Source organism: Pseudochrobactrum lubricantis, from assembly GCF_041929865.1.
Taxonomy (GTDB): Bacteria; Pseudomonadota; Alphaproteobacteria; order Rhizobiales; family Rhizobiaceae; genus Pseudochrobactrum; species Pseudochrobactrum saccharolyticum.
Genome location: NZ_JBHEEE010000016.1, coordinates 8,324 through 25,595, shown reverse-complemented (window position 1 = coordinate 25,595; position 17,272 = coordinate 8,324). Strand labels below are relative to the sequence as shown.

General features: G+C 48.4%; 11 protein-coding genes and 3 pseudogenes. 11 read left to right on the top strand and 3 right to left on the bottom strand.

The features are described 5' to 3' along the window. A pseudogene (locus JNC80_RS18790) lies at nt 1-88 on the bottom strand (IS3 family transposase); the annotation flags it as partial. Between the two features lie 92 nt (nt 89-180). Between JNC80_RS18790 and tnpA the strand changes: the two are divergent. The 5 genes and pseudogenes from tnpA to JNC80_RS18770 all read left to right on the top strand — a co-directional run bounded on the left by tnpA (nt 181) and on the right by JNC80_RS18770 (nt 4,120). Then, nucleotides 181-597 (top strand): IS66-like element accessory protein TnpA, encoded by a 417-nt coding sequence (tnpA, locus tag JNC80_RS18785; RefSeq protein ID WP_376711259.1) that lies wholly within the window; start codon nt 181-183, stop codon nt 595-597. Next, complete coding sequence (gene tnpB, locus JNC80_RS18780; protein ID WP_376711258.1) at nt 594-941, top strand: IS66 family insertion sequence element accessory protein TnpB; 348 nt, start codon at nt 594-596, stop codon at nt 939-941. The genes tnpA and tnpB overlap by 4 nt, the downstream gene beginning before the upstream one ends. Before the next feature lie 45 nt (nt 942-986). Next, entirely contained in the window at nt 987-2,630 is a 1,644-nt protein-coding gene (gene tnpC / locus JNC80_RS18775; RefSeq protein WP_376711257.1) for an IS66 family transposase, read from the top strand. After that, nucleotides 2,627-3,088 (top strand): annotated as a pseudogene (locus JNC80_RS20050) (plasmid pRiA4b ORF-3 family protein); the annotation flags it as partial. The gene tnpC and the pseudogene JNC80_RS20050, both read left to right, overlap by 4 nt. Further along, entirely contained in the window at nt 3,062-4,120 is a 1,059-nt protein-coding gene (locus JNC80_RS18770) for an IS110 family RNA-guided transposase (RefSeq protein ID WP_445482816.1), read from the top strand. The pseudogene JNC80_RS20050 and the gene JNC80_RS18770, both read left to right, overlap by 27 nt. 257 nt (nt 4,121-4,377) lie before the next feature. Here the strand turns inward: JNC80_RS18770 and JNC80_RS18765 are convergent. Then, a pseudogene (locus JNC80_RS18765) lies at nt 4,378-4,635 on the bottom strand (transposase); the annotation flags it as partial. Nucleotides 4,636-4,912: 277 nt separating this feature from the next. Between JNC80_RS18765 and JNC80_RS18760 the strand changes: the two are divergent. From JNC80_RS18760 to rfbD, 6 genes are all read left to right on the top strand, one after another. Further along, the gene (locus JNC80_RS18760; RefSeq protein WP_376711262.1) at nt 4,913-5,077 is read left to right on the top strand and encodes a helix-turn-helix domain-containing protein; all 165 of its coding nucleotides are present in this window, start codon (nt 4,913-4,915) and stop codon (nt 5,075-5,077) included. Nucleotides 5,078-8,877: 3,800 nt separating this feature from the next. After that, the gene (locus tag JNC80_RS18755) at nt 8,878-12,378 is read left to right on the top strand and encodes an autotransporter outer membrane beta-barrel domain-containing protein (RefSeq protein WP_376711261.1); all 3,501 of its coding nucleotides are present in this window, start codon (nt 8,878-8,880) and stop codon (nt 12,376-12,378) included. Between the two features lie 179 nt (nt 12,379-12,557). Beyond that, entirely contained in the window at nt 12,558-13,136 is a 579-nt protein-coding gene (locus JNC80_RS18750) for an invasion associated locus B family protein (RefSeq protein ID WP_376711255.1), read from the top strand. A 265-nt stretch (nt 13,137-13,401) separates the two neighbouring features. Further along, nucleotides 13,402-14,621, top strand: a protein-coding gene (locus JNC80_RS18745; RefSeq protein WP_376711254.1) for an IS3 family transposase whose coding sequence is annotated in 2 segments (ribosomal slippage) — nt 13,402-13,740 and nt 13,743-14,621 — 1,218 coding nt in all. Because the reading frame shifts where the segments join, the coding sequence is not laid out codon by codon here. A gap of 86 nt (nt 14,622-14,707) precedes the next feature. Next, entirely contained in the window at nt 14,708-15,766 is a 1,059-nt protein-coding gene (gene rfbB, locus JNC80_RS18740; RefSeq protein WP_376711253.1) for a dTDP-glucose 4,6-dehydratase, read from the top strand. Beyond that, entirely contained in the window at nt 15,763-16,653 is an 891-nt protein-coding gene (rfbD, locus tag JNC80_RS18735; RefSeq protein WP_376711252.1) for a dTDP-4-dehydrorhamnose reductase, read from the top strand. The genes rfbB and rfbD overlap by 4 nt, the downstream gene beginning before the upstream one ends. A gap of 325 nt (nt 16,654-16,978) precedes the next feature. On the opposite strand, the gene JNC80_RS18730 is transcribed toward rfbD, so the two are convergent. Continuing rightward, nucleotides 16,979-17,272, bottom strand: a 294-nt coding sequence (locus tag JNC80_RS18730; protein WP_376711251.1) for a transposase, incomplete at its 5' end; no start/stop codon positions are given.

Here is a 17,272-nt window from a genome sequence, read left to right as displayed (position 1 = left end):
GCACAATGCCAAGACTGTTTCGATATTCGATCGGGCTTCGAGCGCCAAGTGATATCTTGATCCGCTTCTCGTTGTACCATCGAATGTAGGTACCCCTACGGCGAGTACCGTCTTGTAATGATTGTTTATCTTGATGATTTTTGTGCTTCAATTTTGGCATGATTTCATAAGGATAATCACGTGAGTTCTCACAGGATAAACTTAACGAGCAAGGAGCTTGGCCGTCGTCGCTGGCCTTCATCGTTAAAAGAGCAGATTGTGCTGGAAACGCTACGCGCGGAAGCGACAGTATCGGAAGTAGCACAACGCTATGATCTTGATCCTTCGCAGATTTACCAATGGCGTAAAGATCTGAAGGTTGCCCGTCAGGAGGTAGACGGTGTAGCAGCGTCGTCAAGCTTTCTTCCCGTAAGCGTATGCGATGCTGACGACGGTTGTCGAGATTTGACCATTGAGAACAAGACTGTGCCGCTTTGCGTGCCACATTCTGGATTGGTCGAGATACAGATCGGTTCTGCGCATTGTGTCCGTGTTGGCGATGGCTTTGCATTTGACACGTTGAGTCGGGTTCTTGATGTTTTGCAGAGGTATCGATGATCCCGCTCGCCGGTGGGGTGAAGGTGTGGCTTGCGACCGGACACACCGACATGCGTAAAGGCTTTCCCGGCTTATCACTTCAGGTTCAGGAGACGCTGAAGCACGATCCGCATAGCGGCCATCTCTTTGTCTTTCGCGGGCGTGGCGGCGGCCTGATTAAGGTAATCTGGCATGATGGCCAAGGTGCCTGCCTGTTCACCAAGAGGCTTGAGCGGGGTCGTTTTGTCTGGCCATCGGCGGCTGAGGGAACATTGGTGATCACACCTGCGCAGCTTGGATATCTGCTTGAAGGGATTGACTGGCGGATGCCGCAAAAAACCTGGCGGCCAAGTTCGGCAGGATAGTAAAAAGTGCTGGAAAGACGGGCAAAAATATGATTCTGTCTTGTTATGGGAGACACAGCAGACCAACCGATTACTGATCTGGAGACCGCACTTTTGCTGCTCGCGAAAGAACGCTTATTGCGGCGTGAAGCAGAGGCGCTTGCTGCTCGAGCGCAGGCGGTCAATACGCATGCTGACGCATTAATTGCATCCTTGCGGCTGGAGATTGAGAAGTTAAAGCGTGATCTTTATGGTAGCCGCTCTGAGCGTAAGGCCCGTCTTCTCGATCAGATGGAATTACAGCTTGAGGAACTGGAAGCTGCAGCCTGTGAAGACCAGCTGGCAGCCGAGTGCGCGGCGGCACAGGCTTCTACGGTCAAGCCTTTTGCACGTCAACGTCCATCGAGAAAGCCGTTTGCGGCACACTTGCCGCGTGAGCGCGTGGTGATCGCAGCCCCTTCAAACTGCCCCTGTTGCGGATCGGGGAAATTGTCAAAGCTGGGTGAGGATATCACGGAAACGCTGGAAGTGATCCCGCGTCAGTGGAAGGTGATCCAGACGGTACGGGAAAAGTTCTCGTGCCGGGAGTGCGAGAAGATTACGCAGCCGCCCGCACCGTTCCACGTCACGCCCAGAGGCTTTGCAGGCCCGAACCTTTTGGCGATGATCCTGTTTGAGAAGTTCGGTCAGCATCAGCCGCTGAACAGGCAGAGTGAGCGCTATGCACGCGGAGGCATTGATCTGAGCCTGTCCACATTGGCTGATCAGGTCGGAGCATGTACGACAGTACTCAAGCCATTGCATGCCTTGATCGAAGCGCATGTTCTTAATGCTGACCGGTTGCATGGCGACGACACCACGGTGCCGATCCTGGCCCGTGGAAAGACAGACACCGGGCGCATCTGGACTTATGTCCGTGATGACCGTCCCTTTGGCGGAGCCGCACCGCCCGCTACTCTTTATTATGCCTCCCGTGATCGGCGGCAGGAACATCCGGCACAACACCTTAAAACCTTCTCCGGGATTTTACAGGCTGATGCCTATGGCGGTTATAATCCCTTATTCAAGGCAGATCGCAATCCTGCACCTTTGACACAAGCACTTTGCTGGGCACATTCACGGCGCAAATTCTTCGTGCTTGCCGACATTGCCGCTAATGCCAAGCGCGGTAAAAAGGCCGCGCCCATCTCTCCTGTTGCACTGGAAGCCGTCAGGCGGATCGATGCCCTGTTTGATATCGAACGTGATATCAATGGTCTTTCTGCCATGGAACGAATGGCACAACGCCAACAGCGCAGTCAGCCTCTTGTGGACACATTACACGTCTGGCTGCAATCCGAGCGTTCAAAGCTCTCTCGAAGTTCACCTGTTGCGGAACCCATTGATTATATGCTCAGGCGCTGGAATGGCTTTATCACTTTCCTCGACGATGGCAGGATATGCCTGACAAACAATGCCGCTGAACGCGCGCTTCGAGGATTTGCTCTGGGTCGAAAAGCATGGCTCTTTGCGGGCTCTGATCGCGGTGCGGATCGTGCAGCCTGCATAGTAACGCTCATCAACACTGCAAAACTCAATGATGTAGATCCGCAGGCATGGCTGGCAGATGTGCTCGGGCGGATCGCTGATACGCCCATCACAAAACTCGAACAATTATTGCCATGGAATTGGACAGCCCAGCTGGTAAATGAAAAGGCGTTTGCAGCATGATTAAGACGACCACTTGTCTGAAAGTTACCCTTGATGACGTTACTCCCACTGTCATGCGTCGTATCAAGGTACCATTTGATATTCGTCTGGATCGGCTACATCTTGTCCTGCAAACGGCATTGGGCTGGACGAATAGCCACCTTTATGAATTCCGTATCGGTGATGTTGGCTTTGGTATACCTGATCCCGAATGGTGCGACGGACCCTTGGATGCCCGCAAGGCAACACTGGAAAAAGTAATTACAGACACTGGCGTTAAGACATTTAAATATCTCTATGATTTTGGTGATGGATGGGAACATTCGATCAAAATCGAGCGCATCCTTCCAGCAATCCATGGTCTTGAACCTATTAATCTCATTGAAGCAATAGGACGTTGCCCGCCAGAGGATGTTGGGGGGCCGGGAGGGTATCAGGAATTCCTTGAGGCGATAGTCGATCCTGGACACGAGCATCATCGCGAACTCGTTTTCGGTATCGATATCGGCAAAAATCTTTTTCACGTTGTCGGCCTAGATACTCATGGAAAGCCAATATACCGAAGCAAGTTCCGACGGGAGACTTTGCTACAATTTTTCGAACGAACAAACAGCACCTTAATTGGTATGGAGGCCTGTCCAGGTTCCCAATGGCTTGCTCGCAAACTTCAGGCGATAGGTCACACTGCCAGAATTATACCCGCACAGTTTGTGAAGCCGTATGTCAAATCAAACAAAAATGACATTATTGATGCGGAAGCGATCGCAGAAGCAGCCACACGGCCAACAATGCGTTTTGTTGGCATTAAAAAGGAGGATCAAGTTGATCTGCAAATGATGCATCGTATCCGAAGCAGGCTTGTCACAAACAGAACAAACCTCATTTGCCAAATGCGATCCTATTGTCTGGAACATGGCGTTGCTATGCGGCAGGGAGCCGGTCTTTTCAAACTGGACCTTTGTAAGGTTCTTGATGATCAAACCAATGATCTGACTTTACTGGCCAGAAAGATTTTGTCCGAACTATATGCTGACTTTCAGCAGCTGGAAAAGCGCATTTCTGAAGTTTCACAAGCAATTAAAGATATCGCTGATAGTGATGAGCGTGCAAGACGGCTCATGACAATTCCCGGTATTGGACCACTGGGAGCAACGGCAATCCTATCCGCAGCAGGTGATGCAACACGATTTAAACGAGCTCGTGATGTTGCTGCTTGGCTGGGCCTTGTGCCACGACAATACTCAACCGGCGGTAAACAGACGCTTCTGGGGATCAGTAAGCGCGGGAATAGTTACTTAAGGCGATTGCTGATACATGGTGCTCGATCCTGCATGATACATCTTGATCGCACCAAAGATCGTCTTGGTATCTGGATTGATGAACTAAGGTCGCGGATGCATGTCAATAAAGTGACAGTCGCTTTAGCAGCAAAAATTGCCCGGATCATTTGGGTCATTTTACGAAAACCTGGTGCCACCTATCTTCGACAACCTGTCGCTCAATCTTATTGACGTATCACGTCCAATTAACATGAGCGCTTAATCAGATTGCGAGGTTCGACAATGATGACGAGACAGTTGATCGACACCCTGTAAGTCCTGCAAAAAAGCGGGCTTCGTGCCCGAAGAAGCTATATGGAAACTGGGTGTGCGGATCTCATCATGGCCTGGCTACAACAGTAGCCCACTTGCGAGAGGCCGGATACATTTACGCAAACTGCTATCGTCAGCATTTAAAATCCTTGCAATGACAGGGAGGACCATACATTTTTTGATAAAACGTCCTGCAACATCGCTTTATCAAGGCTGAGGTCGGCGACAAGCCGTTTAAGCTTGGCATTTTCCTCCTCCAGCTGACGAAGCCGCTTGACCTCTGAGGGCATCAGTCCGGCAAAGCGTTTACGCCAGCCATAAAAGGTTGATTCAGCAATACCTGCCTTTCGGCAGACTTCGCCAATCGGTGTACCATCCTCGGCCTGCTTCAAAACAAATGCAATTTGTGCGTCTGAAAATTTACCCGCTTTCATGAAATTCTCCTTCTCCCGTAAAGGGTATTATAAATGGAAAATTCCAGCTGAAAATGGTCCGATTTTAAGGGAGCAGGTCAAACACCATCCACAAAGTAGTTACTTTTATCGATGAAAACCTTGCCTCTCCCATTTCAGCTGATCAATTGGCGCATCTGGTTGGTTTGGGAGGTGCACAGTTTTCAAGGCTATTTAAAGTAACTATGACTGTGACTCTCCACCAATATATAATTGAAGACGTGTTGAGAAAGCAAAAGCTTTACTTACTGAGACTGACATAAAGATAGTAGAAATTGCACAAGAATGTGGATTTTCGGACCAAGTACATTTAACTAAATTTTTTACACGTGTAGTGGGTATAACCCCTGCGAGATTTCGAAAAAAAAATTCAATTATAAGTTTTTATGAGTTTTATTTATTAAGAATAAGCAATTTTATATAAAAAAGTCGATATATGCATAGATTATAAATAAGATATATCTGACATTAGTGCAAATAAGGTTAGCATTGAAAGTCGCACAAAAATACATCCCCCGTTATTAGTCAGTACTCTAGAAGCTAAATCGTTATAAATTCTTGACTATTGGTCCTCGTTGATCTCGGATGAGTATTTATAATGTGGATTTTCTTCGCTTTTACATAAAGTGTGGAGAAGATTATGCTTGCTGTCGTGACACATATAAAGAATGGTGCTACACAGTATTCAGTTGGATTCTAAATATTGATCCTTGCTGAAGCGCAGACCTGTTGAAGGCCTTCAGAATGTCATTACTGGGGATGGAAATGACCGTTGAAAATATAAGCGTAACTCAATTGCTGCTAGCTTCTGATGGGCAGGCAGAGCCTCAAATTTCAAGGCGTACAAGATTGCTGTCAGGCACAGCACTTGCCGCAAGCGTAATCGCCGGTATGTTGTTCATGCCTACTGGCGCACAGGCAGCTTGTAACGGAATAACCTCAACAACCTGTACGGGTAGCACGACGACAACAAATGATCTCTACAATCCTTTTTCTAAAATTAACGGACGCGAGAGATGGCATGATATTACTGTCCAAAACGGCGCCACAGTTACAGGTCGCGGCTTAGGTATTACCGACGTTGATACAAAAATCACAAATAATGGTAGTGTTTCAAGCACACCATCCGATGTAAATGCCATTGACCTACGAGGTTTCTCAGGCACTTATAATGGCTCTGGCAATGTTACCGGTGGGCAGAACGGTATCAATCTTACGGCTAATGAAAATACTGTAAATAGCACGGGCGGCTCCATAAAAGCTAATAATGGCAATGCCATCAATGCATTATCTGCTACAGAAGCCAAAACCAACCTGACAAATACAACCGTTCTTGGCAGCAATGATGGCATTAATCTTACTGGCGGTGTATCAGGTGTCTCTGCGAAAGCTGTCGGTGGTTCAATCTCCGGGACAACAGGCAACGGCATTACCGGCTTTGCCGGTGGCGGCTCTGCCGAAGCCGACCTTACCAATACCGTTACACATGGTGGCAAAGACGGTATAAATCTCAATGCGCTTGTCGGCAACTCTACAGCAAAAACTATAGGTGGCTCTGTTACCGGTGCAACAGGTAATGGTATCACTGTTCTTGCAGGAGCTGGCACAGCAACGGCTGATCTGACCTCAACCACAGTGCAAGGCGACAAAGATGGCATCAACCTTACCGGTGGGCTATCAGGAGCAAGTGCTAAAATCGTTGGAGGGTCAGTCACAGGCACGACTGGTAATGGTATAGCTGCAATCTCAGTCTTAGGGAGTGCAACGGCTGATCTTACCAATGCCTCAATCTCAGGCGGTCAGGACGGTGTCAACCTTAATGGCGGTGCAGGCGCAATCGTCGAAATGATGGGCGGTTTGGTCTCCGGCGGAACTAACGGCCTCAATCTGAAAAGTACCGTTGTTGATGTTAATCTTACCGGCGGAACGGTAACCGGCAATGATGGCGATGGCATTAAATCTACTGTTGCGGGAGTTGCTGGTTTTGGTGGCTCTACGGAAATCGAAACATTAGGCACAGTTATCACAGGTAGTGAGAATGGCATTAACGCCACGACTATAGGTGCTGGTGCCGATGCCACAACAAAAATCAATGTGAATGGCGGCTCGGTTACAGGCACAAGCGGCAGTGGTATCTCTGCATTAACTGCGGCGGCTATCGGGTCAAACCCCGCGGCAACAACCAATGTTTCAGGTAGCGCAGATATTTCCGGTGGTACAATTGGTATTCTGGCCGGTGCGGGTTCTTTAAACGGTGATGCCACAACGGTCGTTGATGTCTCCGGTGACATTACTGGCGATAATGCAGGTGTGATTGCTGTTGCCGGCAGCATTGGTGGCGACCCTGCTATTTTGATGGATCTACTATCTGATCCAACCAATATTTCCAATCTTGCGGGGCTGGTTGCAGGCGATGGCACGGCAATAGTTCATGTTAAAACCGCGAGCGAAGTGACCGCAGATAATGGTGTAGCAATTGCCGCAATTGGCCTTGGAACAGGTAATACAGTAACTGTTGAATCAACAGGTCAGGTAAGTTCCGCCAATGGCATTGGCATTCTGGCCGGTTCGATTGGCGCAGATGGTGCGGTCGATGTATCTGTTAAGGATGTCAAGGGCGGCATTGCTGGCGCGATCGGATTTAATACTGACGGCAATGCCAATGTAACTGCTAATGGTATGGTTGAATTTGACAGTCTGGTCGGAATTGGCGCTGTAGCCCTCAATGGTGGTGATGCGTCGGCAACTTTGACATCTGATGGCAAAATCACCTCCGATGGCGGTCTGATCGGTATCGCAGCTATTTCCGACGGTGGCAATGCAACGATTAATATTAATGGTGAGATTGATCCGCCGCTGATCGGTGGTAGTTCTATTGCTCTGGGATCAGGAACTGCAACAAGCAATTCATCCGGCTCAATTGATGCCGATCTGATTGGTGTTGTTGCACTGAATGTGGGCAATGGTCGTGTAGACATTGATTCATCATCTGCATTGCAATCCAGCAACGGAACCGGGCTTGTCGGCCTTGCCGGAGTGAAAGTGGGCGATCAAAATGCCGGTACTCAACCTGATATCAACATTCAAAATCGTGGCGATATCCAGGATTATCAGGTAGGCATTGCCGGTGTTGCTGTTGGTAAGGGCAACCACATCAATATTAACAATCGTGGCGATATTCAATCAGGCATTGCCGGCATCGCAGGTGTGGGTGTCGGTGATGACAGCAAGATCACTGTCAATAATACCGGCCAGATCGTTTCCGACGGTGCAGGCATAACAGCTGTTACGACTGGTGCGAATGGTGTCATCAACCTTGAAAATAGTGCCGTCATAGATGCCGCTGTAGCGGGTATCAGTGGTGTTGCCGTTGGCGACGACAGTGAAATCACCGTTACCAATGCCGGAAAGATCATCACCGATGGCAGTGCAATTACTGCGGTGACAACCGGCGCAAATGGCAAAGTCACGATTGATAACACAGCGCTCATCAATGCAGGGCTGGCTGGTCTTACCGGTGTTGCAGTTGGCGATAATAGCCAGGTGACAATTACCAACAGCAAACTGATCAGTTCAAACGGTGCCGGTATCAGCGGCGTCGCTGTTGGCGATGACAGCGTGGTTAATGTTTCAACGACGGGCAATATTGATGCAGATGTGCTTGGCGTTGCGGGTTTTGTTGATGGTAAAAACGGTAAAGCAGATATTGTTACCAATGCTCAGATCACCTCAAACGGCACTGGTGTCTTAGGTGGTGCGTCCGGTGAGAATTCCGCAGTCAATATAACAACTCATCAGGCTGTTTCCGGTGACATATTGGGTGTTGGCGGAATCTTGGTCGGTAATAATCACGACCTGACAATCACGACAGAAAAGCTGGTAACTTCCGACCATGGAGTTGCAGTCGGCACAGTCACTGCCGGAAATAATAATTCAATCAATATTACAACCGAGGCAGCTATTCAGGGTGATCTCGGCGGTATTGATAGCGCTCTTGTCGGCAATGAAAATACACTCAGAATCAACAGTAACGGCACTGTATCCTCAGCCAATGGCATTGCCATCGGCGGTGTGATTGTGGGTGACCAAAATATCGCGGACATCATAACGGTGAAAGCCGTCACCGGTGAACTTGGTGGTGTCGGTGTGGCTGCAGCCGGTGACGGTAATGTCATCAATATTGAAACTCAGGCACAAGTTAGTTCCGCCAATGGTTTCGGTATTATGGCTGCTGCGATCGGTGATGCGGATAATCATGTCAATATTCTTGCCAAAGAACAGGTTGAGGGCAAATATCTGGGCATTGGCGGTATAGTGGGCGGAGATAACAGCACGCTGACTATCGTGTCCGAACAAGCTGTCAATTCTTCCGCAGGCTTTGGTGTGACCGGCCTTGGTATTGGCAACAATCAAACTATTGATATTCACACTCAGGCGGCGGTCACTGGTGACGGGCTTGGCGTCGGCGGGCAGATTATCGGTCAGGGCAGCGTAACGGTGACTACAGATGGTAAGGTCACTTCTGCATCCGGCATCGGTGTCAGCGGTGGTGCTATTGGCGATGGTCCGAGCATTGTCGCGGTAACAACCCATGAAACCGTTGATGGTAAACTGATTGGCGTTAGCGGCAATATTGGCGGCGATGGCAGTAAACTAACAATCCGTACCGAAGAAGCTGTTACCTCATCCTCTGGTGTTGGTATTGCATCAGCCTCTGCAGGTGACGGCAATATTGTGGATATCCATGCAAAAAGCAGCGTCTCCGGTGATGAGGCCGGTGTACTGGCACTAACAGTTGGCGATGGTACAGCTATTGAGATTCAGACGGATGGATCTGTGAACGCATTTGACGGCGTTGGCATTCTGGCGAGCACTCTTGGTGATAACGGAACACTGAATATCACCACGAATGGCGACGTAACGGCCACTGCTTCCGGTATTATTGGTATGAATAGTGGTGGCAGTACCGATATTCAAATCAACGATAACGTAACGGTAGCAGCAGGCGGTGAGTTCGGAGCTTTTGCACTTGGCGGCGGCTCAGGCACAGCAAATATTGATGTATATGGTAAGATCAGTGGTGCAAAAACCGGTGCTGCGGCACTGACAATCGGTTCCGGTGACGCAACGGTTACATCTTATGAGCAAATAGCTGCTACTGAATTAGGTATTGGCGGCAGTAATATCGGGACAGGAAATGTCTTCCTGACCAATAATGCGGCTATTAAGTCCGATGGTAGCGGTATTGCCGCGGTGAAGGCAGGCGCATCTGGTTCAGTGGAAATTAATGTCAACGCTGATATCTCCGGATTGAGCGCAGATGCAACCGGTGGTGACGGTGTTCTGGTTGTTTCCCAGACAACCCATGGTGCGGTTACAGTTGATGTCGATGATTGGGTTTCCATCGCTTCGGAAGAAACCGGCATTAATATCATCAAGCTCACTGGCGATGGTGATGTGACAGTTGCACTTGGTGATGGCAGTGATATCGAAGCGGGCTTGGCCGGCATCCATGCGTCAAGCTTGCTTGATAATGGTGATGTCAACATTACAACCGGTGACTATAGCACGATCAATGCCGGAGCTGGCATTGTCGCTACCAAAGGTCTAGGCAGCGGCAATGTAAATATCGACCTCGGCGAAGATAGTGTTATTAATGGCTATTACGGTGTTGTAGCTAATAATGCGGCAGCGGATGGCGATGTTCGGGTCACCTTGAATGAAGGTGCTGACATTATTACCAATCGTCTTGCTGTTGAAACTGGTTCGCTGGATGGCAACATATTCCTTACTGCAGATGCAGATACCCGTATTATTGCCGTGAACGGCCAAGCAATTCTGGCAGCAGCTGGCCGTGAGTTTAATATTACAACTGCAGGTCTGGTGCTTGGTGAAGGAGATGTTACGACAGCTGTCGTAACACTGCGCTCTGGCGATGGTACCAACTATCACAATCAGGCAAATGGTATCATCTCGGCTTATGACTGGGATGAGGGCAAGCTTGCAGTTGATGCGAAAGGCGGGGCACTTAACTTCAACAATGATGGTGTGCTCAACGGCAGGGTTGAACTGAGCGCCAACAATGATGTGTTGCATAATAGTGGTCAATGGTATGTCAGCGGCATCAGTGATTTTGGTGATGGCGATGATCTTCTCACCAATACCGGGTATATGCGTACATCATTTAACGGTACCGGTGCTGAATATGCCGAGTTTCGCAATCTCAATACTTTCGTCAATGGTGATCCGTCAGGTATAAGTTCAGGCATTTTGACCATGCAAGGTGAAACCCCCAACCTGCTGGCACATAATGCAGTACGTGATCTGACGGTCACCGGCGGCGATTATATTGGCATCGGTAATGCTAACCTCGCTGTTGATGCTTACCTGGGTCAGACCGGATCAACTTCCGACGTGTTACAGGTTGAGGGCACTACAGCAGGCAAAACCCTTGTGAATATCAATGATATGAATAGCGGTCCTGGCGCCTATAATCCGACCGGCATCACAGTGGTCGATGTACTCGGCGGTGCCGGATCAGCTGATAATTTCTCCATTGATCCTGCTAGTGCCAATGCAATGCGCAGCGGTCATCACGTCATTGATAAAGGAATGTTCTTCTATGATATGGCTCTGGTCGGAGTACCGACAAATGCCAATCCTGACCGGGAACAATTCCGTCTGATTGGCGCCCCGGATCATGAAGCCTTCGAACTGTCGTCACTTGTAACCGGTGCGCAAAGTATTTGGTACGAAACTTCGGGCGTATGGCTTGACCGTCAGGCAGACTTGCGCAATCAGCTCGGCTCCACAGAAGCCTTGCCGGAAGGTTATGTTTCCAAGGACGGCCCTGTCTCTGCACCTCCTAGCAACGGCAATGTAACGCCGGGTGTTTGGGCAAAAGCAGTCGGCAGCTGGACAAGTCGTGATAGCGGATCAAGTTTCTCGATCCATAATAACAACTACAATTACGACACCAGCTACAAACAGAACACCTATGGTCTGATCGCCGGTATCGATTTCGGCAAAGAAGATGTCTATACTAGCGGAGATGCTTTTATCTTCGGGATTATGGGCGGTTATCTCAATTCCGATCTCGACTTTAAAGTCTCATCGACATCAGCCGATTATTCGGGTGGTACAGTCGGAGTTTACGGAACCTACCTGAATAATGGTTTCTTTGCGAATGCCTTGTTCAAAGCCGATTTCCTGCGAATGGATTATAATGCTTCATCAATGGGGGTCAGCGAGAAGTCCGATGTGAATACTTATGGCTTCACGCTGGATACCGGCTATCGCTTTGAGCTTGAAAACAAACTGTTCCTTGAGCCGGTTGCGACTTTATCTTACGCAAAAACATCAATGGATGACCTGACGAGTATTCCGGCGGCATATGTTGCTTTCCCGAATAGTGACAGTTTGCGCGGCAGTCTGGGTGTACGTTTCGGCGGTGAAGTTGTCACCAATGAAAATTACAGGCTGGAAGCTTCTGTCACCGGTCGTATTTGGAATGAGTTCAAAGCCAAAAACCATGCCGATATTTACAGCGGTGGCACGTCATTCCAGGTAACAGATGACTTTAAGGGGGCTTTTGGAGAAGTCGGTGGCATTCTTAACATTCATGCAACCGCAAACAACTGGTCGGGTTTTGTAAGCGGCAGCTATAAGTTCAACGGCGATTTCAAGTCGGGGAGCGTTCGTGGAGGTGTACGCTTCCAGTGGTAATAAAGGCAAAAATATCACCGGTTAATTATCACATATAACATAAAACGGGGCGTGTCGGTCTGAGTGATAAAGACCATCCGCCCCGTATTTGTGCGCCACCGCGGGCATCGCGTGTCTACTCTGATAGTTACCGGATATAGTCAATAATAAACATTTCAAACAGGCGGGGAAATAGTTGAATGCGCCGATTTACTCTTATCTCATCCATTTTTGTTATTGCTGGTTTGAGTCTTGCAGGGGTCTTATTTATCAATAAAGTTGATGCCCAGCAGAAAACGCCAATACCTGTGCCTGCATCGAAGACAACAGCACCAACCAACACAACTGCCATGGATGTAACCACAATCAGTCTTGATAATTGGTCACTAAGCTGCCGTGCTATTGCTGGTGAAAGTGACAAGAAACAGTGCTCGGCTGTCAATAGAATTACCGATCAGAAAACAGGGCAAGTTTTGTTTGTCTGGTTAATTGGTCATAATACCGAAGGGAAACTTGTCAGTACTTTTCAAACGCCGACAGGGGTCATGATTGCGCCCGGTATTCATTTGGAATTATCTAATGGACAGAAACAAAAGATTGATTTTTTAGCTTGTGACAATCGTCGTTGTGATGCCAGTCTCGTCATGGATCAGGCATTTGTAAATGATTTGAAAGTAACCAAAGAAGCAACGGCAGCAATTACCTCTGTCACCGGGCATAATATCCTGTTCAAAGTTAACACGACAGGAATTGATAAGGTATTCCCTGCTTTCGACTGATTAGCCCTTGTAGTTTATAACGTGCTGTTACTCGCGGCGTCCGGCTCGGTTTTTATTTTGATTTAAGTCGCTTTGGCTTGGTGGTTCAAGCGGCGTTTGTTTGATTGAGCGAACCTCATTGTAGATCCTATGCAAGTTCACCGAAGCGTTAGATAATCTGACCTTCCTTGGATCGCAAAGAGGAGGATTACCATGATGTAAGAGCCCCCGAATTATCCGGACATTTTCTCACCCTTAATTAAGGGTTAGGAGTAATGTTAGGCATATGACTAGTCATAATTCGCATATTGAAATTTTGGGCGGTCCAGAACGTCGCCGTCGCTGGACGAGCGCTGAGAAGCTTTCTATGGTTCAGGAAACCTATGAAACTGGTGCAACAGTCAGTCTGGTTGCCCGTCGCCATGGTATTGCGCCCAATCAGCTTTTTGGCTGGCGTAAATTAGCGACACAGGGAGCTTTAACAGCTACATCAGCAGATGAAGAGGTGGTTCCATCATCGCAATATCGCGCACTTGAACAGCAGGTTCGGGAATTACAGCGTCTTCTGGGCAAGAAGACCATGGAAGTCGAAATTCTCAAAGATGCTCTTGAGGCCACATCTGGTTTAAAAAAACAGACATTGCGGTCTGTGTCATGGCCCAAGGGCGGCATTTGATGAGTACTGTTTGCGAGACGTTACAGGTTGCTCGATCCAATATCACTGCGCGTGTTGCTGATCGACCTAAAAAACGTAGAGGACGACCACCCCTGCCAGATGCTGAATTGGTGTCCGAAATACAAGCTATTATTGCTGAGCTTCCAACTTATGGCTATCGCCGCGTCCATGCGGTTTTGCGTCGTAAGGCGATATTGGAAAACCGGTCATGGCCGAATGTCAAACGTGTTTACAGGGTTATGAAAGAGCACAGCCTCTTGCTTCAGCGCTATACCGGTGATCATCAAAGCCGGAAACATGATGGAAAGGTCAGTGTTGGGCAATCCAATCTTCGATGGTGCTCAGATGGTTTTGAGATCGCCTGTGACAACAAGGAAAAAGTCCGCGTGGCATTCGCTCTCGATTGCTGTGACCGCGAAACGCTCGGTCATGTCGCAACGACACAAGGTATCAAGAGCCAAGATGTTCAGGATTTAGCCATCCTTGCCGTTGAGTATCGTTTTGGCTCAGTCAATATTTTGCCGCACAAAATTGAATGGCTAACCGACAATGGCTCATGTTTCATTGCCAAAGACACAAAATCGCTACTTCGGGATATCGGTATGGAGGCCAGAACAACGCCTGTCAGAAGCCCGGAATCAAATGGTATGGCTGAGGCATTTGTCAAAACCTTCAAGCGCGACTATGTCAGCGTTAATCCCACCCCAGACGCAAAAACCGTTATCAAATCATTGCATTTATGGTTCGAGCATTACAATGAGCTTCACCCACATAAAGCTTTAGGATATCGTTCACCCCGTGAGTTTATCGCGGAGAAAATTAACCAGTAAAAATGACCGATCTTTCGGGGGCAACTACAGACCAGCGGGCACCACTATTATCCGAAGCAATCGTTTTTGAGTGATTGGAAGAAAAAGTGAATATTCTTATTACTGGCGGCGCAGGCTTCATTGGTTCAGCCGTTTGCCGACATCTAGTTATGAACTCACAATACAACGTGATTAACTTCGACAAACTTACATATGCTGCAAACTTGAACTCTTTAAGTGGAATCAAGTGCGGCTCAAATTATCATTTTATTCATGGTGACATTTGCGATCATGAGCTTGCACTACAAACACTGCGTACCCATCAGGTGGACGCAATAATGCATCTGGCTGCGGAAAGTCATGTTGATCGATCGATCGATGGGCCTGAAGCGTTCATTGAAAGCAATATCGTCGGCACTTTTCGGTTGCTTAAAGCTGCCCTATCCTATTGGCAAGAATTGCCTGAGCCAAGAAAATCAAACTTCCGGTTTCACCATATCTCCACTGATGAAGTGTTTGGTGATCTGCCTTTCGACAGTGGCATCTTCACTGAAGAAACACCTTATAAACCCTCCTCTCCCTACTCCGCCTCGAAAGCCGCCTCTGACCATTTAGTGCGCGCGTGGAAAGAAACTTATGGACTCCCAGTGGTTCTATCGAACTGCTCCAACAATTACGGCCCTTATCATTTTCCTGAAAAACTTATCCCGCTGATGATCCTCAACGCTCTAGAAGAGAAGCCACTACCAATTTATGGTACTGGGAATAATGTGCGTGACTGGCTGTATGTTGAAGATCATGCACGGGCATTGGAAGCGGTGCTTACGCGAGGCAGAATCGGTGAAAGCTATAACATTGGTGGCGGCTCGGAACATACCAATCTGAGTGTCGTTGAGACGATTTGCGCAATTCTGGATATCAAGCGTCCGCGCGACAACGGATTACGCTATGCAGATTTGATCACATTCGTAACTGATCGGCCCGGCCATGATCGTCGCTATGCCATTAATGCATCGAAGATCGAAAAAGAACTGGGTTGGACTCCACTTGAAACCTTTGAGAGCGGATTAGAAAGAACAGTCCAATGGTATCTCGATAATAACTGGTGGTGGCAATCTATTCGAGACGAACGCTACGCGGGAGATCGCTTAGGGAGCGCAGTGTGAGAATTCTCGTTACTGGACGTGATGGACAGGTTACAAAGAGCCTGCAGGAAAAACTCAGCCTTCAGTCTGGGATTAAACTCATAGTGGTTGGGAGACCTGAGTTTGATCTGGCTCAACCAACAACAGTTTATAATGCAATCATAAATGCCCAGCCAGACTTAGTCGTATCTGCGGCTGCATATACGGCAGTTGATCAGGCTGAAGATGAACCAGAACTCGCTTATGCAATTAATGCGGCTGGAGCAGAAGCAGTTGCAGCCGCCGCACATAAATGCGGCGTGCCGGTAATTCATTTATCAACGGATTATATTTTTTCTGGAGATTCTCGCAACCCCTATACTGAGGAAGATTTGCCCGAGCCACGTAGCGTCTATGGTCATACCAAGCTGGAGGGCGAACGATTAGTTGCATTGGCAAATCCACAGCATGTTATCTTGCGCACCTCATGGGTCTATAGCCCTTTTGGGAAGAATTTTGTCAAGACTCTGTTGGCATTGGCACCGCAGCGAGAAAGCATCTCAATTGTTGCCGACCAGTGGGGCAATCCGACCAGCGCAATCGATCTAGCCTCCGCTATTCTTCATATTGCAGATCATGTTACCAGCAAGTCCGATCCGGCTTTTTATGGGGTTTATCATCTAGCCGGAACCGGAGACATCAACTGGAGCGGCTTTACTCGTGCTATCTTTGAGATCAGCCAAATGAATGGCGGCCCTTCAGCGACTGTGATCGATATCTCATCAGCCGACTATCCCACAAAAGCTATCCGCCCTCGAAACTCTCGCCTTAATTGCAGAAAATATGAGACAACCTTCGGTTCATGTATGCCCCACTGGAGAACATCTGTGGGTTTAATCATAGAAGGAATATTACGAAATAAATCATGATGATTGAAACCTCTTCCAAAATCGCAATCAGAAAAGACGTATGGTAATTTCCCCTGAAATTAACTATCTGATGCACATATCTCTGAGACCCAGCATTTTTTACAAAAAGCTGATTCACTGATTGCTAATCTGCTTAGGAGGTTGATATGGGCGTGAGGGGTACTGAATTGAAGCGTTTCTCAGTCGGCCGATTTGGCGATGTGCGGCTAGAAAAAGGGAGACTTGGTACCATGAGTGTAAGGTGCGGTTGTTGATTTCCGGTAAGAACTGACCCAGTTTTTCCACCGAGAATGGGCTCTGACGCAGATTTGCTGAAGTAGAAGCCCTATGATGTACCAATCAGCCGTGCTTGCAGAAGGTCGAGTTTTGCGCGCCCGTACATCTGGCGTTTGATCAGTTTCAGGCGGGTAATTTGGCCTTCTGTTTGCCCGTTCGACCAAGGGGAGACGATAGCATTTCGGACTGCATCGAGGTCCTTTTCAACGCCGCCTACAAAGGACCCAATCAAACTGTCCCTGGCGGTTTCAAGCCAGCCTTCAAGTTTCGCCGCTGACTTTGAACGGATCATAGATTGAAAGTCCCCAATGGCCTTGCGGGCAGCAACCAACTCCGGAACGTT

Bases quoted from the DNA above. Each gene is read 5' to 3' on its own strand.
- tnpB (WP_376711258.1), top strand. From the start codon at position 594: ATGATCCCGCTCGCCGGTGGGGTGAAGGTGTGGCTTGCGACCGGACAC.
- JNC80_RS18750 (WP_376711255.1), top strand. From the start codon at position 12,558: ATGCGCCGATTTACTCTTATCTCATCCATTTTTGTTATTGCTGGTTTG.
- tnpC (WP_376711257.1), top strand. From the start codon at position 987: ATGGGAGACACAGCAGACCAACCGATTACTGATCTGGAGACCGCACTT.
- JNC80_RS18755 (WP_376711261.1), top strand. From the start codon at position 8,878: ATGGCTGCTGCGATCGGTGATGCGGATAATCATGTCAATATTCTTGCC.